Source organism: Flagellimonas flava (assembly GCF_050617915.1).
GTDB classification, from domain to species: Bacteria; Bacteroidota; Bacteroidia; order Flavobacteriales; family Flavobacteriaceae; genus Flagellimonas; species Flagellimonas flava_A.
On sequence record NZ_JBODQE010000006.1, the window covers coordinates 77030 to 99159 of the forward strand.

The following is a 22130-nucleotide window of genomic DNA, read 5'->3' on the forward strand; positions in this document are numbered from 1 at the left end:
GGGCTTATCATTTCCATTTAAAATGGATACAATTTAAACACTACTAATCAACATTATCGTGCAAAAAGGAGTTGTTGGAACGCAACTGCATTTCGTCATTGCTATCCTCACTCAATGTGGTGCGGGAAACCTTTTGCTCTTTGGGCGTATCTGATATATCAACCCCCTGCCTTTTATAGGCTGGCTGCTTCTCTATTTCATCTATGCTGTTTCTGTTATTCTGAAACTTATAATTGAAATTTTTCAGTTTTTTTCTACGTTCATCAGCTCTGTCCTTCAGCATATCACTGATGGAGCTATTGAACGGGTCTTGGTCCCCAGAGGCCTTATCTCCTGTGGAAGCTTGCGGTTTTATGGTCTTTTTCTCAAAAACCAACTCATTTTCCACCAATTTAGGCTCATGGGTCTCGGCAACTGATTTTGCTCCCGTCAGTTGTGTCTCCAATTCCATATATTCCTCCAAATCATATCGAGTTTCACCTTGCTTGTTGTATTCCAACACTGGCTTTACTTCTACATACTCCTCTACATCAATTTCTTTAATGGTATCGTCATCCAAATCGAAAGTGATGGTATGCTGGGTTTCATCTTCCTCCGGCTCGATGGCATTCAATGGCATGTCAAAGGTCAAAGCAAACTGATCTTCCTCGGCTTTTGGTGCCAGAATTTCGGGATCAACAACCTCAATATCATTTAGGATACTTTTAGCTTCAATGATCACAAAGTCGTCCTCTACATTTTCTGGAACAACTTCCTCATAGAAAACATTGAAGTTTCTGATGTAGTTGGTGGTCGGAATCAAATCTGACTCAACCTCTTGGGGAACAAGTTCAGGTTCGCTCACTTCTTCCTCCATGTCCAACGTATGTCGCACCACCTCAGGTTCCTCCTTGACTGGAGGTTTCTCCAATTTAATTTCTTGTACGGATGTTGCTTCAGGGGTCAACTCTTGCTCAGCGGTTTGCTCATCTTCCAAAGTGTAAAACACTTTTTTGCTCTCCGTGTTTACAATATGGTCTTGTTGATCCACATTAAATCCCGTTGCAATAACAGTTACCGCAATGGCATCTCCCAAATTCTCATCTTCCCCAACACCCATGATAATATTGGCGCTATGACCTGCTTCTATCTGGATATAATCATTGATTTCCCCAATTTCATCAATGGTAATTTCTTGGGTTCCCGAAACTATCAGCAATAGCACATTTTTGGCGCCATTGATCTTGTTATCGTTCAACAATGGAGAATCCAAGGCTTTCATTATTGCCTCACTGGCCCTTGCCGACCCAGATGCCGTGGAAGAGCCCATTATGGCCGTACCACTATTGGAAAGCACTGTTTTAGCATCCCTGAGGTCAATGTTTTGGGTGTAATGGTGTGTAATAACTTCGGCAATACCCCTTGCTGCCGTTGCCAATACTTCATCCGCTTTGGAAAAACCTGCCTTGAACCCTAAATTTCCATAAACTTCGCGAAGCTTGTTGTTGTTGATCACAATCAGTGAATCCACATTGGCCCTTAATTTTTCTATCCCAGCCTGCGCTTGTTTGTTACGCATGGCTCCTTCAAACTGAAAAGGTATGGTCACGATCCCCACGGTAAGCACATCCATCTCCCTCGCTACCTTGGCTATGATCGGGGCAGCACCTGTCCCCGTTCCACCACCCATTCCTGCGGTGATAAATGCCATTTTGGTATTGCTCTCCAGCATACCCTTAACCTCTTCCATGCTTTCCAAGGCTGCTTGCTCGCCAATTTCGGGATTGGCTCCAGCTCCCAATCCTTCCGTTAGGGAAACCCCCAACTGGATTTTATTGGGAATTGGGCTGTTTTGCAGGGCTTGCGCATCTGTGTTGCAGATGACAAAGTCCACTCCGTTGATTCCGGCTTGGAACATGTGATTGATGGCGTTTCCACCACCTCCACCAACGCCGATTACCTTAATTACGTTGCTTTTGTTTTTGGGGAGATCAAAAGCGATGTTGTCAAATTCGGTGCTCTTACTCATGACAGTTGTGTTTCGTTTTAATGGGGTTATTATTCTGCGTTATCCAAAAAGTCCTTCAATTTCTCGGACCATTTGTCAAATATCGATTTGCGTTCTTTATGGGAAGTGCTTCCCGCGTGCTCTTGGCCAACAAGTACCTTTTCCTCTTCAACAATTGCTTCCTCCTCAACCGCATGCTGCCTGTTCGTTGTTTCCAAAGCGTTCATCAACAGCCCTACGGCCGTAGCATACAATGGGCTGGCAATTTCCTCATCAGAATCGCCGGCCAAATGTTCGTTTGGATACCCAATACGGGTGTCCATTCCTGTGATATATTCCACCAATTGCTTCAAATGTTTCAATTGGCTTCCACCACCGGTCAAAACTATTCCGGCAATAAGTTTTTTCTTTTGCTCTTCGTGGCCGTAATTTTTTATCTCCACATAAACCTGCTCCACAATTTCCACTACTCTGGCATGGATAATCTTGGAAAGGTTTTTCAGGGTGATTTCCTTAGGTTCGCGCCCTCTTAGTCCAGGAATGGAAACAATTTCGTTGTCCTTGTTCTCTCCTGGCCATGCGGATCCAAATTTGATTTTCAAAAGCTCCGCCTGTTTCTCAATAATGGAACAACCTTCCTTGATATCTTCAGTGATAACGTTTCCTCCGAAAGGGATAACAGAGGTGTGTCGAATGATACCATCCTTAAAAATGGCCAAATCCGTGGTTCCACCTCCTATATCGATCAAGGCAACTCCCGCTTCCTTTTCTTCTTGACTTAAAACTGCTTCTGCCGAGGCCAAAGGCTCTAAGGTGATGTTGCCCAGATCAAGTCCTGCACTTTTGATGCATCGACCAATATTCTTGATGGACGAAACTTGCCCTACTACCACATGGAAATTAGCTTCCAATCGGCCGCCATACATTCCTTTGGGCTCCTTAATCTCCGATTGACCGTCCACCTTATATTCCTGTGGCAAAACATGGATGATCTCTTCCCCGGGAAGCATGACCAATTTGTACACTTGGTTACACAGTTTTTCCAAATCATCATCATCTATGACTTCCTCGGAATTGGGACGGGTGATATAGTCGCTATGTTGAAGGCTTCTTATATGCTGCCCAGCAATGCCTACAACAACCGATCCAATCTTCAGACCCGAATTCAACTCTGCCTGTTCCACCGCTTGCTGGATGGAAGAAATGGTTTGGGTAATGTTATTGACCACCCCACGGTGCACACCCAAACTCTTGGATCTACCGGTTCCTAAAATTTCAATTTTTCCGTAATCATTTTCCCTTCCAATGATCGCTACGATCTTGGTAGTTCCAATGTCCAATCCAACTGAATAATTCCCCTGTTCCATATTTTAAATTTTGGTACAAACCACTTGATTGCTGAATTCTAAACTTACTACTGCATATTTCTCCAAGGATTTATCCTTGGCAGCTTTTGCATAAAAGGCCATAAAATTTTTGAACTTCTCATCGAGATTCTCAACCCCGCCCAAATTCACCACAAAATTCTCTAGACGGAATTTGAGTTGATATTTCCCTTCTTCCTCGATATGTATTCCGATGACATTTTTTCTTAGAAAATCGTCTTCGTTGATATAATTCAAAATGACATAGGCATCCTCCAAGGTTTTCCCCGTAATCTTCCCTGTAATTATGGGCACCCTTGCGGAATGATGCTTGGACAACGGCATGCGTTCTCCCAAATCATCCAAATAAAATTTGGAGATTCCCTCTACCCTTCCAATTGGTTTTCGCTGAACAATCTTGGATATAAGTTCTCCGTTTACAGTAAGATAGACTTGGGCATTTTTCACCATATCATTGGACCGTAATACCTCCTCTATGGTATTCAAAACTAATTGTTCTTTAGGCCTATTTTTTACGGTGCCATAATTTTGTATTAACAATTTATTAACTGAGGCTTCTGTGAGATATAAATTGTTGTCTCCCAAAAATTTAATGGAAATATCGTCTATTGTTTTTTGGTCACTCCTATAATCGGCAAACCCATAAAGGGCGATAACCATCATACCCAAAAATCCCAGTTTTATGTTGTTCCAGTTAACTCGCATAGGCCAATTCTTTTCTGATTTTGGGAACTTCCAATCCAATGTCACCTGCTCCCATGGTCACCAAAACCCCTGTTTTACTTTGTTTTATCTCATCAATCAAGTTGGATTTTGAAATCAATTTTTTTCGAGGGTTTTGAATCTTGTCCAATAGCCATTCCGAATTGATTCCAGTAATTGGTTCTTCCCTTGCCGGATAGATTTCCAATAAGAAAATGATATCGAACTGTGCAAGGCTTTTGGCAAAGTCATCCCCAAAATCCTGGGTCCTTGAAAATAAATGGGGCTGGAATATGGCCGTCACTTCTTCCTCCGGATGCATTTCCCGAATGGCATCATAAACCGCGTTGATTTCTGTGGGATGATGTGCATAATCATCAATAAAGACAAAATCCTTTTCCTTAATTTGATACGAAAAGCGTCGCTGCACGCCTTTAAAGGTCCCTAAAGCTTCAGCAAGACGATGCGGAGGGGAACCGGCCTGCATCGCCATTGCAAAAGCAGCTAATCCATTGAGCAAGTTGTGTCTGCCCGGTTTATTGAAACGTACTTGCTTTACCACTTCAGACGGGGTAATCAAGTCAAAAATGTAGGTGCCTCGTTCAATTGAAATATTTTCTATTCTATAGTCCGAATGGTCATCAATGCCATAAGTAAATCCATTCAGGGGCAGGCCGTTTTTAACAAACAAATGCCCTCCAGGTTTTATTTTGTCCACAAAATCCTGAAAGGATTTATGTAGTTCCTCCCTGGTTCCGTAGATATCCAAATGATCCGCATCCATAGAGGTTACACAGGCCACATTGGGTGATAACTGCAAAAATGACCGGTCAAACTCATCAGCCTCTACCACTGCATGGGAGGTACCCTCCAACACAAAATTGCTGTTGAAATCCTCCGAAATCCCACCTAAAAACGCTACAAAAGGAGTTCCGGTCTCTTTGAGCAAGTGGGCCAATATACAGGAGGTGGTGGTTTTTCCATGTGTTCCTGCCACTGCAAAGCAAAAAGTATCCTTGGTGATTATTCCCAGTACCTCTGATCTCTTTTTAACCTCAAAACCGTTTCTTTTGAAATACTGCAATTGCCTATGCGAATTAGGAACGGCAGGAGTATATACCACTAAGGTGTTTTCAGGATTCTTAAAGAGGTCTGGAATTAAATACACCTCATCCCTGAAATGGACAAAAATTTCGCTTTCAATCAGCTCTTCCGTGATGGGGGATTGTGTTTTGTCATAGCCCATTACTTTTTTGTCAACATACTTGAAATAGCGGGCCAAAGCAGACATTCCAATGCCTCCAATACCAATAAAAAAGACGTTATGTATATCTTTTAAGTTCAAAATCAAGAATCAATTCCAAAGTTCATTAGTATCATTTGTGTCAAGCAAAAATTTCAAATCCAAATCCCAAAAATTCCCTTCAACTTTTAACTTTTAACAACTTATCAATCTCGTCAGCAATATGTTCAGTGGCCTTTGGCAAAGCCAGTTTTTTAATATTCGAGCTTAGTTCGACCTGTTTCTCCTCTGATTCCTTTATTTCCCCAAATACGGTTTCAAACTTGGATTCCAATTCGGATTCTCTCAATAACACGGCCGCGTTTTTGGATGTCAATGCATGTGCGTTTTTGGTTTGGTGATCTTCAGCCACGTTTGGCGAGGGGATAAAAATCACCGGTTTACCCACCAGACACAGTTCAGAAACGGAACTGGCCCCTGATCTGGAAATAATAAAATCCGCTGCGGCATAGGCATGATCCATTTTGTTGATGAAGGCCATAACCTTTACTGTATCAGAATCGTGTTTTTTGTATTCATCGTGGTACAGTTTCCCACATTGCCACAACAGCTGCACGTTTTGTTGTTTGAAAAAATCGAGTTTTTGTTCTATTAACTGATTGATGCGTCTAGCACCTAAGCTCCCGCCAAGAATCAATACCGTTTTCCTTTCTCCGTCCAAACCAAAGGTCTCCAGTGCCTGTTTTTGTCCAACTTGCAAATTCACCAAATCCTGCCGCACCGGATTTCCCGTTTTTACAATCTTTTCCTTCGGGAAAAACTTTTCCATTCCATCATAGGCCACACAAATACTTTGGGCCTTCCCAGCTAAAATCTTGTTGGTTATTCCTGCATAGGAATTCTGTTCTTGAAGCACACATGGCACCCGGGAACCTGCCGCTACTCGCAATAGCGGTCCGCTTGCAAATCCCCCGGTGCCGATAGCTACATCGGGTTGAAACCTTTTTACTATGTTGCGCGCTCTCAACAAACTACTTATCAGTTTAATGGGAAACATGAGATTTTTCAATGTCAGTTTCCGTTGTAATCCGCTTATCCACAGCCCTTCTATTTTATAGCCCGCCTGCGGTACTTTTTCCATTTCCATTTTATCCTTGGCCCCAACAAAAAGGAACTCCGCGTTTGGATGCCTCCTTTTAAGCTCACCAGCTATGGCAATGGCCGGATAAATATGTCCTCCCGTACCTCCTCCAGAAAGTATAAACCTATAGTTGCCCACTTAATACTTCTAAAGGATTGGTTTCATCTATATCATAGGATTCCTCCTCCAAATTTTCTTTTTTATTGCTGGCACTCAACACAATTCCGATGGCCATACAGGTCATCCAAATGGAGGTTCCTCCCATGCTTATAAGCGGCAAGGGCTGTCCAGTTACGGGAAACAATTGAACCACCACCGCCATATTGATAAAGGCCTGAAAAACGATGGGCAGGCCCACGCCTATGACCAAAAGCTTGGAAAAGATGGTCTTGGCCGAATTGGCAACCACCACTATCCGAAACAGCAATAGCAAATAGAAAAACAACAATGCACCTCCGCCCAACAATCCATACTCCTCAATGATGATTGCAAAAATGAAATCCGAGGTGCTTTGGGACAACATGTTCTTGATCACACTTTTTCCAGCTCCTTTTCCAACCACTCCACCTTCCGCAATGGCAATTTTGGCTAAGGTCAATTGGTGCAAATCATCTTTGTCCGCTTTTTCGGGACTCCAAAAGGTCTCTATTCTGGATTTCCATGTTGTGGCCCGCTGTCCAGGAATCACTTCTGGTGTTTTGAAGACCACGAACATAAACATGGCTCCCAAAATCAATCCTGCTCCCAAAATTGAAAAGAGGTACTTTAAAGGATATCCCCCTAAAAAGCACAAAATCAAAACCAAAAAAGATATAATCGCTGCCGTAGAGAAGTTCTCAGGTAAAATCAGTAAAACCACCAATGCCGTTGGTAGCCAAAGTGGCAATATGCTTTCCTTAAATGTTATGACCGTATCCTTGATCTTGGTAAGATATCTGGCCACCCAGATCATCAATACCACAGATGCCAATGTGGAGGTCTGAAAGTTGACTCCAACAAAGGGAATCTTGATCCATCTATTGGCCGTGACACCACCAATTTTGGTTTCCACAGTTAAGGTATATGCCAATAGAATGAGAACGATGGGTAAAGCTATTATCGACAGCCCCTTGAAGTAGTGGGTGGGTATGCGATGCACCGCATAGATAATTCCAAATCCCAAAAACAACAACACTCCATGTTTTACCAAATGTCCAATAGTGGTTCCATCATCATTGACATAGACCAAGTTGGTACTGGCGCTGTAAACTGGCAAAAATGAGAAAAGGGCCAGCAGGGCCACGAGTCCCCAGATGGCTTTATCCCCTTTCAAATTTTTAAAAATTGCCAACACTTTACCTCTTTTTAAATATCTGTTTTATGTCTTAGCTACATTCGTCACCCTTAATTTATTTCAGGGTCTCCCTACCAGATTTTGTTTATCCTCAAATGCGATTCTGAAACAAGTTCAGAATGACGATTCCCCTTTATAAATTTTTAATCGCTTTTTTAAATTGATTTCCCCTGTCCTCATAGTTTTCAAAAAGGTCGAAGCTGGCACAGGCTGGCGACAGTAATACGGAATCCCCGCGTTCTGAAATTTTATAGGCCACCTTGACCGCTTCTTCCATGGAATAGGTCTCGACCATCAAATCAATGACATTACCAAAGGCTTCCTTGAGTTTGGAATTGTCCATCCCCAAACACACAATGGCCTTTACCTTCTCCCTTACCAAAGGCATTAATTCCGAATAATCGTTGCCTTTATCCACGCCACCCACAATCCAGACAATAGGCTTCTTTATACCATCCAGGGCGTAATAGGTAGCATTCACGTTTGTTGCTTTGGAATCGTTTACATATTCCACATGATTGATTTTCAATACTTTTTCCAATCTATGCGGTACCCCCTGGAAAGACTGGATACTCTTACGGATAGTTTCCTTTCTCACATTCACCAATAGGGCTGCCAAACCCGCTGCCATGGTGTTTTTTACGTTGTGCTGACCATCCAAGGCCAAAATATCTGTGCTCATTTCCAAGGTTTTATGTTCTACATTCATCTTTATAATATTCTTATCGAGCCAAGCTCCACTTTCCTGTTTTGCCTTTAATGAAAAGGGCAACAATTTGGATTGAACTGGGTTTTGCAAAAGCCATTCACCAATCACTGGATCATCAGCATCATAAATCAGATAATCATTGTAATCTTGATTCATGGCAATTCTAAATTTGGAGGCGATATAGTTTTCAAACTTGTAATCGTACCTATCCAAATGATCGGGGGTAATGTTGGTGATGATGGCTATGTTCGGTTTAAAATCCATAATGCCATCCAATTGGAAACTGCTAATCTCCAACACATAAGAATCCAAATCCTCCTGCGCCACCATTTTAGCATAGCTATCGCCAATGTTTCCTGCCATTCCCACATGCAAACCTTCTTCCTTTAGCAGGTGATAGGTCAACATGGTGGTTGTGGTTTTTCCATTACTTCCCGTAATTCCAATGAGCTTGGCATCGGTATAGTTGGATGCAAACTCAATTTCAGAAATGACCGGAATCCCTTTATTCACCAATTGCTGAACCAAGGGAACCTTATCCGGAATCCCCGGGCTTTTCATCACCAGATCAGCATTCAGAATCTTAGCTTCCGTATGCTGTCCCGACTCCCATTCAATCTCAAAATGTTCAAGAACTTTTTTGTAATCTTCTTGGATTTCACCTTTGTCCGAAACAAAGACCTCAAATCCTTTTTTTAATCCCAATATGGCGGTTCCCACACCGCTTTCTCCCCCACCAAGTACCACCAAGCGTGCCATCTACCGAATCTTCAAGGTGACGATGCTCACGATGGCCAGAAATATTCCAATAATCCAAAAGCGTGTTACTATCTTGCTTTCATGGTACATTTTCTTCTGAAAATGATGATGCAACGGAGCCATTAAAAACAACCGTTTGCCTTCACCGTATTTCTTCTTGGTTCTTTTGAAATAACTCACCTGCAACATTACCGACAAGGTCTCTGCAAAGAAGATTCCACACAAAATGGGAATCAACAATTCCTTTCTTACAATTATGGCAATCACCGCAATAACCCCACCTATGGTCAAACTACCAGTATCGCCCATAAAGACTTGGGCTGGATATGCGTTATACCATAAAAATCCTATCAGCGCTCCTACAAAAGCAGCAATAAAAATCAAAAGCTCACTCACCCTTGGGATATAAAAAATGTCCAAATAATCCGAAAATTGGATGTTCCCTGACACCCAGGCAAATATCCCAAGTGCCAATGCTATTATTGCCGAAGAACCCGCTGCCAGACCATCAATCCCATCCGTGAGGTTGGCCCCATTGGAAACTGCGGTAACAATCAAAATCACTACCGGAATAAATATGAGCCAGGCATAACTTTCCATACCCTCCCCGGTCCAAGAAATCCACTCGGCATAGTCCAGCTCATTGTTCTTAAAAAAGGGCACATTGGTCATAACGGATTTGGTTTCCTGACCAAAAACGGTTTCAACCTTAAAATTTTCCGTAATTCGGGTGCTGTCCTTTTCCTTAATGGTCACTTCGGGATGGAAATACATGATAGAGCCAACAATAAGACCCAATACCACCTGCCCCATAATCTTGAAGCGCCCTTTCAGTCCTTTTTTGTCTTTTTTGAAAATCTTGATATAGTCATCCACAAAGCCAATGATGCCCATCCATATGGTGGTTATAACCAATAGGATGACATAGATGTTCTTTATATCGGCAAACAACAAGACCGGTATAAGGGTGGACATAATGATGATCAGTCCTCCCATGGTGGGTGTACCCGCCTTTTGTTGCTGTCCTTCCAATCCCAAATCACGAATGCTTTCCCCTATCTGCTTTTTTTGAAGGAAGAGAATGATTCTTTTACCGTAGACCATGGCAATTAAAAGCGATAAAAGCACGGACATGGCTGCTCGGAAGGTAAGGAACCCAAAGAGTCCTGCTCCCGGTAGCTGGTATTGTTTCTCTAAATAATCAAATAAGTAGTACAGCATTCGCTAGACGTTAGGCAATAGACATGAGACAAAAGACATTAGACATAAGACGGTACCATGGCAGGTCTTGAATCCTGAATCTTGCCTCTTGTTTCTTGGTTCATCTTTCTTTTCAATATTACTTTCCTAGACCCTCAAGGGCCTCCTTTACTTCTTTAAAATCATCAAAATCCACCCGGACCCCATCCGTTTCCTGATAGGTTTCATGGCCTTTGCCCGCCACCAGAATGATATCGTTGGCCAAAGCCAGTTTGCAAGCTGTCTTAATGGCTTGCTTCCTGTTTTCAATGGACAAGACCTTCTTGGTGTTTTGGGGTTCTACCCCGGCTTCCATTTCCTCAATTATTGTTGTTGGGGACTCGGTTCTGGGATTGTCCGATGTAAATATGGCCTGATTGCTCATTTCGGAGGCGATATGACCCATAACCGGACGCTTAGACTTGTCACGATCACCACCACACCCCACTACGGTGATGACGTTTTCATTTCCAGTCCTCAATGCGTTGATGGTAACCAACACATTTTTTAATGCATCCGGCGTATGGGCATAATCAACAATAGCCGTAATTTTCTCTTTCGATATAAAATATTGGAACCTACCGTCAACGTTTTCCAGCTCACTGATAAGTTTCAAGGTTTCCATTTTTTCGAGACCCAAAAGGTCTGCTGTGGCATAAATTGCCAGTAGGTTATAGGCATTGAAATCGCCTATTAGCTTTGACCACAGTTCATTATCATCAATCTTCAACAACTGCCCATTGAACTGCTTTTCCAAAATTTGCGCCCTATAATCCGCATAGGTTTTTAGGGCATAGGTTTGCTTTCTGGCCTTGGTGTTCTGCAACATTACCTTCCCATTCTTATCATCAAGATTGGTTAAGGCAAAAGCAGATTTGGGGAGGGCATCAAACAACTTCTTCTTGGTATCCCTGTATTCCGCAAAACTCTTGTGGTAGTCCAAATGATCATGGGAAAGATTGGTGAAAATGGCCCCTGCAAAGTGCAGTCCTTCTGACCGTTTTTGATGTATCCCGTGGGAACTCACTTCCATAAAACAAAACTCAACCCCTTCCTCATTCATTTGGGCAAGTCGTTGATTAATGGTCAACACATCTGGAGTAGTATGGCTTGTTTTGTATTCCTGGTTATCCACCATAATCTTGATGGTAGAAATCAACCCAACTTTGTAGCCCGCCTTTTTGAACAAATTGTACAACAAGGTGCTTACCGTTGTTTTTCCATTGGTACCCGTAATCCCGACCAGTTTCAGGTTTTTGGAAGGCTTGTCATAAAAATTGGAGGCCAAAACAGCAAGTGCGCTGTTACTATCAGCTACTTTTAAATAGGTAACGCCGTTGACCAAAATATCCGGAAGTTCTTCACAAACCACAGCTTTTGCACCCAACTCCACCGCTTTCTGAATGTACTTGTGGCCGTCGGTCAGAGTGCCCCTTACAGCTACAAAGACATCATCCATTTCTACCTCCCTGGAATCAAAATGCACGTTATTGATCATAACATTTGTATCCCCACTTACGGCAGATAGACTTACTCCATATAATATGTCCTTCAACAATTTCATGAAAGTTCCAACACAATTTTTGTAACCTGGTTGATATCCGTTCCTTGATTGACCGATTGTTTTTTCACCTTACCATTACCTCTTACCTCCACTTCCAATCCCAAATTTTCCAGCAGGGATACGGCATCCATACCGCACATGCCTTTTACATTGGGCACTATTGGGTGCTCTTTTTGCACATGGGCATAGTATTGCTGGTATCTTTCATCCAAAAGTTCTCCGTTGAATGCTTTACCCTTTACTTCATCCGTAATGGGGGATGTGGCATATATTTTTTGGGCCATGGACTTGAATACAGGTCCAGATACGTCAGCACCGTAGTAGCCCACACTCTTGTCAGGTTCATGAATGACCACAATGCAGGAATACTTGGGGTTATCCGCTGGAAAATAACCTGCAAAGGACGAGATATAGGCCAATTTATCCGGATCCTTGGCCACATAGTTCTTTTGTGTGGTTCCTGTTTTACCAGCCATGGAAAAGCTTTTGGAATACAGTTTATGACCTGTTCCATAATCCTTTTCCACCACTTCCTTCATCAAGTGTTTTACCTTTTTAACTGTTTCCTCCGAACAAATGGACGCATTGGCCACTTCCTTATCAAACCTTTTCAATACTTTATTTCCTTCCTTAACCGCCTTGATCAGTCTTGGCTTTACCATCTCACCATCATTGGCAATGGCATTGTAAAAGGCCAGGGTTTGCATGGGCGTAAGTGAAACTTCATAACCATGCGACATCCACCCCAAGGAAATACCTGACCAACCTTCATCACCAGGGTAGCGGATCACAGGTTTTCCTTCTCCGATTATGGGTAAATCCAGTTTTTTATGCAGCCCCATGTTCATTAAGCGGTTCACAAATTTTCCCGGAGTTTCCTTGTAGTTTTCATGAATCATTTTGGCAAATGCCGTATTTGAGGAAACTGCAAATGCTTCTGAAACGGAAATCTTTCCGTAGCCGCCCCATTTTGAGTCCTTGACCACCCTATCATAGATTCGATACCTTCCTTTTTCCGTATCGATTACTGAACTGGTGTCTACTACTTGATCTTCCAAAGCGGCCACAAGTGACATCAACTTAAATGTGGAACCAGGCTCATGGGATTCCCCAACAGCGTAGTTGAGTTTTTCATAGTATTTTCCTTCCGATGTCCTCCCCAAATTGGAGATGGCCTTCACCTCTCCAGTATTTGTTTCCATGACCACCACGCAGCCGTGGTCTGCTTGATACTTTTCCAATTGGGCCAGCAATTCATGGTGCGCTATGTCCTGAATGCTGATATCAATGGTGGACACCACGTCCAAACCATCCTGAGGCTCCACAATGTTATCCAAGCCTACGGGTTTCCATTGTCCCTTGGCTATTTTTTGCTTAAGGCGCTTACCCTCCTTACCTCGTAAATATTGCTCCCCAAAGGCCCCGTCCAAGCCAACTCGGGTATAATATCCATTTTCATCCACGCGCTCATAACCAATACTCCGGGCCGCCATTTTACCCAATGGATATTCCCGAACCACTCGATGGGTTTCTATAAAACCACCTTTATAGGGTCCTTTTTCAAAAAGAGGGAATTGTTTGATGCGGACATAATCCAGGTAATCCACGTTGCGGGCCACCAATTTGTAGCGATTGCCATTGGCCCTGGCTTTTCTGAACAACGTCCGATAATACGAAGATGGCCTATTGAACATATTGCCCAAGGAATCGGATAGGGCAGCCACGTTTTGGGTGAAATTTTCTTCGGATACCGTTTTGGCATCAAACCGAATCTCATATTTGGGCACTGAAGCAGCCAACAAACTTCCGTCATCTGAATACAGATTGCCCCGGTTTGGTTCTATGGTGAACATTTTCTCGGTCTTACTAAGGGCCAGCTCCTTATATTCTTCCCCCTTGACCATTTGGATATCCACCAAACGCACCACCACGGCAATAGCGAATACCAGCAGACATCCTGCGACAAGGTATAGGCGATTCATGATATTTTTTTCGGTGATGGCCATTAATCTTCAGACTTTACTTTGATTTTTTGCGGTGGATTTTTTGATGGCGCCAAACCTTCAACCGCAACGGTCTCCCTTAATGTGGACTCCAGTTTGAGCTGTTGTACGGAGGAACGGTGCTTGAAGAATTCGCTTTTAAGCTTTCTCACCTCTTCGTTCAAGGCCGCGATTTCATGTACCTTTTTATCGGCGTTGTGACTACTGGAGATCATCATGGCCGCCAAGAAAGAGGCGAACAACAAAAACATCCAGTTTTTGGGAGCATCCCCACTCACCAAAAACTTTCCTTTTAGTATGTCCAGTAATCCTTTTTTCATTTCTATGTTCCTTTTGTCATTTCCGCAAAGGCGGCAATCCAAATGTCTTATTCTTAAACAGTTCTCTGTGCAAACTCCCAAAATCCATCATGGGCTTGACACGAATTTCACAGATACCCTCTATTGGACATACATCTTATATCCGTTCCGCTATGCGGAGTTTTGCACTTCTTGCACGGTTATTCCTAGCTATTTCTTCGGTTGTCGGAACTATGAGACCACCCACTTTTTTTAAGGGAACGCTGATATTGCCATAAAAATCCTTTTCCGGCTCCCCTTCAAACTTGCCGGCTCGGATAAATCGCTTTACCAAACGATCCTCCAAAGAATGGTAACTGATCAGGCTTAATCTCCCTCCTGCCTCCAATAGATCTGGCGCTTGCTGCAAAAATGCCTTCAAGACCTCAATTTCCTGGTTGACCTCAATCCTTATAGCCTGATAGATTTGTGCCAAAATCTTGTTCTCCTTCATCTTGGGCAGAAACCTTTGCAAAACCGCTTTCAACTGATCCGTGGTCTTAATGGGTTGTTCAGTCCTATAATCCGCTATGGTTTTTGCCAATGCTTTGGCATTTCGCAATTCGCCATACTGAAATAAAACTGCTGCTAAATCTTCTTGGGAATAGGTATTGACCACTTCATATGCGGACAATTCCCTGTTTCTGTTCATCCGCATATCCAATTCGGCATCATACCGAATGGAGAAACCACGTTCAGCTTCATCAAATTGGTGAGAAGACACCCCAAAATCTGCCAAGATTCCGTCAACTTTCCGAATGCCATAGAACTTTAAATACTGCTTTAGAAATTGAAAGTTTTGGTTGATCAATTGAAATCTATCGTCATCAATGGCGTTGGCCAGTGCATCCTCATCTTGATCAAAGGCAAACAACTTACCTTCCTTACCCAGCCGTTTCAAAATCTCCTTGGAATGCCCTCCGCCACCAAAGGTGACATCCACATACACTCCACTTTCTTTTATATTCAACCCGTCAACTGATTCTTGCAGCAAAACGGGATCATGGTATTGATTACTCATCGTCAGCAAAAATCTCTTCTGCCAAATCCGCGTAGTCTTTTTCGCTTTCCGCCAGGACTTTTTCATATTTGTCCTTGCTCCAGATCTCTATCTTGTCAAACACCGCATTAAGGACCACTTCTTTTTCAATGCCCGCATATTCCACCAGGTTTCTTGGAATCTGAATCCTCCCGGTATCCCCGTCAATGGACAACTCTTTCATTCCCGCCACAAAGTTTCGGACAAAGGCATCGTACTTGCGATTGATCTTGCTTTTCTTCATCACTTTCTGCATCAAAACATCAAATTCCTGTTTGGGATACAGCTCCAAACACTGCTGAAAAACAGACCGTTTGATCACAAACCCATCGTTTAAAACAGGCAACAACTGATTCTTAAGGGATATGGGCAAAATCACCCTACCTTTGGTGTCAGCTTTACAATCATGTTGTCCTATGATATGGGTCACTCGAAATCAATTAGTTATAAACTATAACTCAAATATATAGATTTTATTTCCACATTTCTCCACTTAAAAACACTTTTGTTAATAAATTCTCCACTTTTTAGATGAAAAGCGGAATTAGGGGTATGAAATCATCCCAAGAATCCATTTGGTCTATCCAGCGGTCAAAACCCATCTATAAATTCCCCATTTTGAGGACGTGTTCAAAGTCAAGTTTTGTGTAGTCTGAATTGTCTATATTTGCCTACCAAGGACCAACTGATCGTAGATGGAAGACCAAATCATTAAGGAAGGTAAATTCAGGTATATTGAAATAGGTGAAGGAACCACAATGATCATCCTACATGGCTTGATGGGGGGATTGAGCAACTTCCAGGGCGTATCCGAGTACTTTCCTTCCAAGGGGTACCAGGTACTCATCCCCGAACTTCCCATCTATGACATGCCCATGCTTAAGACCACAGTAAAGAATTTTGCCAAATTCTTGGAGGAGTTCATAGAATTTAAGGGATTAAAGGATGTGATTCTTTTGGGTAACTCGCTTGGCGGACATATTGGTCTTTTGCACACCAAAATGTTCCCGGAAATGGTCAAGGCCTTGGTGATAACCGGAAGTTCAGGCCTGTACGAAAGCGCTATGGGAGACGGATATCCCAAACGTGGCGATTACGAGTTCATCAAAAAGAAGGCACAGGACGTGTTCTACGACCCTGAAGTAGCCACGAAAGAAATTGTGGACGAGGTGTTTGCCACCGTAAACGATCGCATGAAGTTGGTCAAAACTTTGGCTATAGCCAAAAGTGCTATCCGTCATAATATGTCCAAGGACCTGCCACACATGAATACCCCTACCTGTATCATCTGGGGAGAAAACGATTCTGTTACCCCACCCAACGTTGCCGAGGAATTCCACGAACTGCTTCCTGATTCCGATTTGTTCTGGATTGAAAAATGCGGTCATGCCCCTATGATGGAACATCCTGACGAATTCAACAAAGTATTGGAAGCTTGGTTGGAGAAGCGAGAGTTTTAATGAGGTGATTGGTGCTGGATGTCAGATGTTCTTAGCCCAAATACCCCCTTATCTTTCAATTACAAAGAAAAGCACAAGTTCAAGTTCAAACTTGATTATCCGATTGTTGGATTGTTGGACAAGTTGACGGCATAAAGTCCAGTTTTCCATTTTCAATTTTCCATTTATAGCGTTCAAATTTGGAAGACCTAACTCCAATCATCCAAGTGGCCAAAAATCCAATGTCCATTCCGACTAGTCTTGTATCTTTGCCCCTGATTCTTAATTCCTGCAATGAAAATCACTTCCGCCGAATTTGTAATGAGTAATTCCAACGTGGCCAAATGCCCCAATGAGCCCCTGCCGGAATATGCTTTTATTGGACGGTCCAATGTGGGAAAGTCCTCATTGATCAATATGCTGATGGATCAGAAAAATTTGGCCAAAACCTCTGGAAGACCAGGTAAGACCCAACTCATCAATCATTTTAAGATCAATAAGAACTGGTTTTTGGTGGATTTGCCTGGCTACGGCTACGCCCGGGTTTCCAAAAAGGACAAAAAAGTATTTCAAAAGTACATTCGGGAGTACTTTCAAAAAAGGAAGCAGTTGGTATGCGGTTTTGTCTTGGTGGATATAAGACATGAACCCCAACCGGTGGATACGGAATTTATGGAATGGCTGGGTACCAATGCCATCCCTTTTGCTATTGTTTTTACCAAAGCAGACAAGTTAAAACCTGGAGCCGTCGAAACCCATGTTTCCAACTACCTGAAAAAACTTTTGGAAGGGGTTTGGGAAGAAGCTCCTCCCTACTTCATCACCTCCTCATCCAAACATATAGGCAAGGACGAGCTATTGGGCTACATTGACGACATCAACAAAGAATTCTTTGCCAATCAATAAATCGGGTGCCAAATGCTAGGTACGTTTGTGTATGAGGTCAATGAGATTTTTTGCCGACCCCAGTTGATTAAGCTCCCCGGTTTCAACCAAAACTCTCAATCCTTCATTTTCCTTAACCAAAACTATAGGCAGGGTATACTTTTCGGCTACTTCATTACCTATTTGCTGGGCAAATTCGTCCTTGTGCAAAAAAACCATTTGTAGATTGCTTTCCTCCCGAAACTTCTTCCATTCCTTGTTTTCAGAGATTAGGCCAAAGGTGATATCGCACAAGCTGCATTGATAGGTCGAAGGACTAAATACTTTGTGCATACTGTCCAAAATGGCATTTCGACCACCTGAATTGGCGTTGTATACAAATACGAGTTCGGCACTTTTATTTTTCATGGATAGCTAAAATTAAAAGTATTTGTCGCAATACCAGAATAGTCATTTCAGTTGGCGTCAATTTCAATTAATTATATGTTTGGACAGCTAATACCGATGTTGTTTGCTATCTTAACCCCATGACTTTTGCACTGATCTTGGTAGCTCATTGGTTGGGGGACTATTTGTTTCAGACAAGCAATATGGCGGTCAAAAAAAGTTCCAGTCTTAAGTGGTTAACCGCACATGTATTAACCTATTCCTTGGTTCTTGGAGTTTTTGCCATCTTTCTTTTCCCATTGGAATCGGCCTTGATTTATGTGGCACTAAACGCACTGCTGCATTTTGTGACCGATTTTTTCACCAGCAAACTGGCTTCGAAATATCAAGACAATCCCCGGGTATTTTATCCCGTTCTAGGTTTTGACCAAATGGTGCATGGCCTTTGTTTGTACCTTACTTATATCAATATAGACAGCTTCTTTTAATTATTATGGACCAATCCAGCACACCACTTACGCCGAATTCTTATGTAAAAACCTTGTCCATCATTCATCTGGGGTTATTGGCCGGGCCTTTTATTCTGGGGGTCGTTGCCTATTTACAAACAGAGCATCCCTTTTTGGATTACACGAATACCGAAGATGTTTTTCTATACGTGGTTCCCATTTTTGCCCTAAGCGGAATTTTTGTTGGAAACTTACTCTTTAAACAGATGATGACCTCCGCAATGAAGACCGATGGATTACGGACAAAACTCGTCCGTTTCCAAACTGCTTCCCTGATTAAATATGCATTGATAGAGGGTCCTGCCTTCCTGGGAGCCGTAGCCTTTTTAAATACAGGAAACCTTACCTATTTATATATAGCAGGGGTACTGATCCTGTTCTTGTATCTACTGAGACCCACTAAAGAGAAGATTGAACTTGGCTTGCAGCTCAAAGGGGAAGAGAAATCCCAATTCAACAAATCCAATCAACCCATCCCGTAGCCGGAACCGTTATTTCTTCAACTCCAGCTTTTCGGCAAAATAGTCGCAAAAATCCCTCATCGTTGCCGTCATCTTTTCATCTTGTGTAGCCTTCATAAAAGTATCCGACATGGTCACCAAAGTCTGATGAAAGAATACCTTCATTTCATCCACCGGCATGTCCTTGGTCCAAAGATCTATCTTTAGGGATTCTTGATTTTTGCTATCCCAAACAGAAAGCATCATGGCCTTTGCTTCTTCGTGCTGTACACCACCGTCCTCGGCCGACCAATGCAATTCTTCTGGAACCCTATTTTCATCCAGGCCAACCGTTAATTTTATTTCTGAAGTATGTGCTATCGCCATCTATTTTCTTGGTTTGTAATTTGATTTCTTAAAAATTTCGTCCGCAGACAAGGCCAACATTTGCTGTAAGTTCACCTCGTTCTTGTCCATAAAGGCCCTTACTATTTGCCAACCCATATACCTTCCCAACTTCCCAGGCGACTCACTGTCCAACTCCAATTGAAACTTGGAGAACGGGGCAGGATCCAAAAAGCGCCTATCAAGTTTAGCATCTGTACTATATAGCAGTTCCCGCTCCACAAAGTATCGCCATATTTGCTCCTCGTTGTCTTGGGCCCACGTAATCTCTTCTTCGGAATAACCCATTTTTTGCCCATTTGAGGCATTGGGCAACAACTTGTCCTTTATATATAACTCTTTTCCGTAATATATCATTCGGGATAAAAAGGAACGGTTTTTTGGATAATTCACCACCTTCTTTGCTATTGCGCTGGCCACATCAGAAGTAAGATACCTCTTGTCCAGGCCAGCTGCCAGATATTTTTGAATGCCTCTATAGAAGTGATGATCTGGTCCCAGATAATTATCCAGTCCCAATAACAAAAGCGTATCGGTTAGAATCACGCGTTGGTCATATCTTACATCCGAAGTAACGGTCACCACCGCTGGTGGCTTCACCTCAGGAAAATAATATTTCACATGCCTAAAAAGGGATTCCAGATCTTCCTCCTCGGTTTTAAAATCCCCAAAAGCATTATGTACTTCTTCTGACAATTCTATTTGAATGGTATCCGTAAGCTTTGCTTCCCAAATACTATCTGGAAACTGGGCAGGGAATAGATAAGGGTATTTGGATTTTAGCTCAGGTAAATCCTGCGGATTGGCATTGGCGAACTCCCGATCAAAACGCGAGATGGAGAGCTCAATGGGTATTTTGGCCACCTCCTCCGCGGTTTTGTCCTCATTTTTGCAGCCAACAACCAACAGAAGAAACGAAAGCCACAAAACAGGCAATCCAAAGTAATCAGGCAAGCTCTTTATTTTTAGCACTACAGCGTTTAAATTTACAGGGCACAAAGGTAATTTATTGAATCTAAAAAAATAAGGTATGCAAACTGAAAAGGTAATCGAACATATTGTTGACTGGTTAAAGGACTACGCCACCAAGGCCAATTGCAAAGGATTTGTCATTGGAGTTTCCGGAGGGATAGACTCAGCCGTCACATCAACTTTATGTGCTAAAACGGGATTGGACCTCTTATGTGTGGAGATGCCCATACATCAAGGTGAAAATCAGGTTACCCGGGCAGATAGGCATATCAATTGGTTAATTTCAAACTATCCCAACGTCAAACGGCAACCTGTAAATTTGACTCCCGTGTTCGATGGCTTGGTTGCCGCGCTTCCTAAAGTTGAAAATGAAGAAGAGCGATTTATGTCCTTGGCCAATACCCGAGCCCGACTTCGCATGACCACCCTGTATTACTTTGCGGCCTTAAAAGGTTATTTGGTGGCCGGAACTGGGAACAAAGTAGAGGATTTTGGCATTGGTTTCTATACCAAATACGGGGATGGCGGTGTAGATCTTAGTCCTATTGCCGATCTACTCAAAACCGAAGTGTATGCCCTTGGAAATGTTCTTGGCGTTAACCAAGATATTATGGACGCAGCGCCTACAGACGGGCTTTGGGGAGATAGCAGAACGGATGAAGATCAGATTGGCGCCAGCTATCCAGAGTTGGAGTGGGCCATGCAAATGGACGATGAAGGAAAGACAATTGACGATTTTTCCGACAGAAAACGGGAAGTATTCGCAATTTTTAAAAAGTTTAATACTTCCAACAAGCATAAGATGATTCCGATACCAATTTGTGAAATTCCTGCAAGCCTAAAATGACCTTTTGACCGAAAAAACCCAGCTTAAGACGAAAAAAACCCCAGAAATTCTAAGGTTTTAAGAAAAAAATTACAGTTTTACGTTCTCAATTTGTTAACTTGCCTGCTACGCCACGTAAGGAATTAAGTACTAAACAACGTAAAACTCAAACCAAATGATTAAAGTATTAATAGCTGACAACCATCCCATTGTTCGCTTGGGCCTTAAACAAGTCCTGGAACATAGTTCAGATATTGAGGTCATTGCTGATGTTTCCACAACCTCGGAACTATTCGGAACATTGGAAGAAGTTTCCCCTGATGTAGTCATGTTGGAAATGGACATTCCCGAAATTAACGGGATTGCCACCCTAAGGAAGTTAAAACAAGATTTCCCCGCAGTAAAAACCTTAATGTATAGCGGACAATCGGAAGATGTGTACGCCCTGAGCACCATTCGGGCCGGAGCCTTTGGATATTTATCCAAAAGTGCCGACTTGGATTACATCATGACCGCCGTTAGAAAAGTAAGTGAAGGAAACATGTTCATCACCAATGAACTGGCCCAACGACTTGCTTTTGACGAAGGAACACAAAAACCAAGAAGGTTCTTTAGAAAACTCTCTTCGAGAGAAGTGGAGGTTTTGAAGCTCTTGGCCAGCGGAAAGCGAAACAAAGAGGTAGCCGAAGGCTTAAATCTCAACGAAAAAACGGTAAGTACGTACAAAGCACGTTTGATGAAAAAATTGAACGTGGACAACTTGGTAGACCTTTTGCAACAGGCAAAGGCCTTGGAATTGTACTAGTACCCCAAGCATAAAATTTG

At 42.6% G+C, this 22130-nt stretch carries 23 protein-coding genes; 6 read left to right on the top strand and 17 right to left on the bottom strand.

Going from position 1 to position 22130, the window contains the following annotated elements; genetic code table 11:
* Positions 1-43: 43 nt before the first annotated feature.
* The 13 genes from ftsZ to mraZ all read right to left on the bottom strand — a co-directional run bounded on the left by ftsZ (position 44) and on the right by mraZ (position 15872).
* Complete coding sequence (gene ftsZ, locus ACRHOZ_RS15615) at positions 44-2008, bottom strand: cell division protein FtsZ (protein WP_431127340.1); 1965 nt, start codon at positions 2006-2008, stop codon at positions 44-46.
* Between the two features lie 29 nt (positions 2009-2037).
* Positions 2038-3354 (bottom strand): cell division protein FtsA, encoded by a 1317-nt coding sequence (gene ftsA, locus ACRHOZ_RS15620; RefSeq protein WP_431127343.1) that lies wholly within the window; start codon positions 3352-3354, stop codon positions 2038-2040.
* 3 nt (positions 3355-3357) lie between these two features.
* Positions 3358-4077: a cell division protein FtsQ/DivIB gene (locus ACRHOZ_RS15625; RefSeq protein ID WP_431127346.1), complete on the bottom strand. Its 720-nt coding sequence runs from the start codon at positions 4075-4077 to the stop codon at positions 3358-3360.
* The gene (gene murC / locus ACRHOZ_RS15630; protein WP_431127349.1) at positions 4067-5419 is read right to left on the bottom strand and encodes a UDP-N-acetylmuramate--L-alanine ligase; all 1353 of its coding nucleotides are present in this window, start codon (positions 5417-5419) and stop codon (positions 4067-4069) included. The genes ACRHOZ_RS15625 and murC overlap by 11 nt, the downstream gene beginning before the upstream one ends.
* Positions 5420-5498: 79 nt before the next feature.
* On the bottom strand, positions 5499-6596 hold the full coding sequence (gene murG, locus ACRHOZ_RS15635) for an undecaprenyldiphospho-muramoylpentapeptide beta-N-acetylglucosaminyltransferase (RefSeq protein ID WP_431127352.1): 1098 nt from the start codon (positions 6594-6596) through the stop codon (positions 5499-5501).
* Positions 6583-7791 (bottom strand): FtsW/RodA/SpoVE family cell cycle protein, encoded by a 1209-nt coding sequence (locus ACRHOZ_RS15640; RefSeq protein WP_431127355.1) that lies wholly within the window; start codon positions 7789-7791, stop codon positions 6583-6585. Before ACRHOZ_RS15640 ends, murG begins: the two co-directional genes overlap by 14 nt.
* 133 nt (positions 7792-7924) lie before the next feature.
* Entirely contained in the window at positions 7925-9259 is a 1335-nt protein-coding gene (gene murD, locus ACRHOZ_RS15645) for a UDP-N-acetylmuramoyl-L-alanine--D-glutamate ligase (protein ID WP_431127358.1), read from the bottom strand.
* Positions 9260-10480, bottom strand: coding sequence for a phospho-N-acetylmuramoyl-pentapeptide-transferase (mraY, locus tag ACRHOZ_RS15650; RefSeq protein ID WP_431127360.1), 1221 nt, complete (start codon positions 10478-10480; stop codon positions 9260-9262).
* 118 nt (positions 10481-10598) lie between these two features.
* Positions 10599-12062: a UDP-N-acetylmuramoyl-L-alanyl-D-glutamate--2,6-diaminopimelate ligase gene (locus ACRHOZ_RS15655; RefSeq protein ID WP_431127363.1), complete on the bottom strand. Its 1464-nt coding sequence runs from the start codon at positions 12060-12062 to the stop codon at positions 10599-10601.
* The gene (locus ACRHOZ_RS15660) at positions 12059-14068 is read right to left on the bottom strand and encodes a penicillin-binding protein (protein ID WP_431127366.1); all 2010 of its coding nucleotides are present in this window, start codon (positions 14066-14068) and stop codon (positions 12059-12061) included. Before ACRHOZ_RS15660 ends, ACRHOZ_RS15655 begins: the two co-directional genes overlap by 4 nt.
* On the bottom strand, positions 14068-14385 hold the full coding sequence (locus tag ACRHOZ_RS15665) for an FtsL-like putative cell division protein (protein ID WP_431127369.1): 318 nt from the start codon (positions 14383-14385) through the stop codon (positions 14068-14070). Before ACRHOZ_RS15665 ends, ACRHOZ_RS15660 begins: the two co-directional genes overlap by 1 nt.
* A 136-nt stretch (positions 14386-14521) precedes the next feature.
* Positions 14522-15424 (bottom strand): 16S rRNA (cytosine(1402)-N(4))-methyltransferase RsmH, encoded by a 903-nt coding sequence (gene rsmH, locus ACRHOZ_RS15670; protein WP_431127372.1) that lies wholly within the window; start codon positions 15422-15424, stop codon positions 14522-14524.
* Positions 15417-15872 (bottom strand): division/cell wall cluster transcriptional repressor MraZ, encoded by a 456-nt coding sequence (gene mraZ / locus ACRHOZ_RS15675; RefSeq protein WP_431127375.1) that lies wholly within the window; start codon positions 15870-15872, stop codon positions 15417-15419. The genes rsmH and mraZ overlap by 8 nt, the downstream gene beginning before the upstream one ends.
* Positions 15873-16137: 265 nt before the next feature.
* On the opposite strand from mraZ, the gene ACRHOZ_RS15680 reads away from it, so the two are divergent.
* Positions 16138-16902 (top strand): alpha/beta fold hydrolase, encoded by a 765-nt coding sequence (locus ACRHOZ_RS15680; protein ID WP_431127378.1) that lies wholly within the window; start codon positions 16138-16140, stop codon positions 16900-16902.
* 85 nt (positions 16903-16987) lie between these two features.
* Here the strand turns inward: ACRHOZ_RS15680 and ACRHOZ_RS15685 are convergent, their stop codons facing one another.
* Positions 16988-17131 carry a hypothetical protein gene (locus ACRHOZ_RS15685; RefSeq protein ID WP_431127381.1) on the bottom strand — a complete coding sequence of 48 codons (144 nt, stop codon included), beginning with the start codon at positions 17129-17131 and terminating at the stop codon, positions 16988-16990.
* Between the two features lie 44 nt (positions 17132-17175).
* Here ACRHOZ_RS15685 and yihA point away from each other — a divergent pair, with 44 nt between their 5' ends.
* Positions 17176-17787 carry a ribosome biogenesis GTP-binding protein YihA/YsxC gene (gene yihA / locus ACRHOZ_RS15690; protein WP_431127384.1) on the top strand — a complete coding sequence of 204 codons (612 nt, stop codon included), beginning with the start codon at positions 17176-17178 and terminating at the stop codon, positions 17785-17787.
* A 15-nt stretch (positions 17788-17802) separates the two neighbouring features.
* Here the strand turns inward: yihA and ACRHOZ_RS15695 are convergent, their stop codons facing one another.
* On the bottom strand, positions 17803-18174 hold the full coding sequence (locus ACRHOZ_RS15695) for a GTPase (RefSeq protein ID WP_431127387.1): 372 nt from the start codon (positions 18172-18174) through the stop codon (positions 17803-17805).
* Between the two features lie 119 nt (positions 18175-18293).
* Between ACRHOZ_RS15695 and ACRHOZ_RS15700 the strand changes: the two genes are divergently transcribed.
* A complete protein-coding gene (locus tag ACRHOZ_RS15700) occupies positions 18294-18641 on the top strand; it encodes a DUF3307 domain-containing protein (RefSeq protein WP_431127390.1) in 348 nt (115 codons plus the stop codon).
* A gap of 5 nt (positions 18642-18646) precedes the next feature.
* Entirely contained in the window at positions 18647-19144 is a 498-nt protein-coding gene (locus ACRHOZ_RS15705; protein WP_431127393.1) for a hypothetical protein, read from the top strand.
* 9 nt (positions 19145-19153) lie between these two features.
* On the opposite strand, the gene gldC is transcribed toward ACRHOZ_RS15705, so the two are convergent.
* Together gldC and gldB are read right to left on the bottom strand one after the other, a co-directional pair.
* Entirely contained in the window at positions 19154-19489 is a 336-nt protein-coding gene (gene gldC, locus ACRHOZ_RS15710; protein ID WP_431127395.1) for a gliding motility protein GldC, read from the bottom strand.
* Positions 19490-20479, bottom strand: coding sequence for a gliding motility lipoprotein GldB (gene gldB / locus ACRHOZ_RS15715; RefSeq protein ID WP_431127398.1), 990 nt, complete (start codon positions 20477-20479; stop codon positions 19490-19492).
* Between the two features lie 58 nt (positions 20480-20537).
* Here gldB and nadE point away from each other — a divergent pair, with 58 nt between their 5' ends.
* Complete coding sequence (gene nadE / locus ACRHOZ_RS15720; RefSeq protein WP_431127401.1) at positions 20538-21326, top strand: NAD(+) synthase; 789 nt, start codon at positions 20538-20540, stop codon at positions 21324-21326.
* A 154-nt stretch (positions 21327-21480) separates the two neighbouring features.
* On the top strand, positions 21481-22110 hold the full coding sequence (locus ACRHOZ_RS15725; RefSeq protein WP_420398810.1) for a response regulator: 630 nt from the start codon (positions 21481-21483) through the stop codon (positions 22108-22110).
* Positions 22111-22130 lie beyond the last annotated feature (20 nt).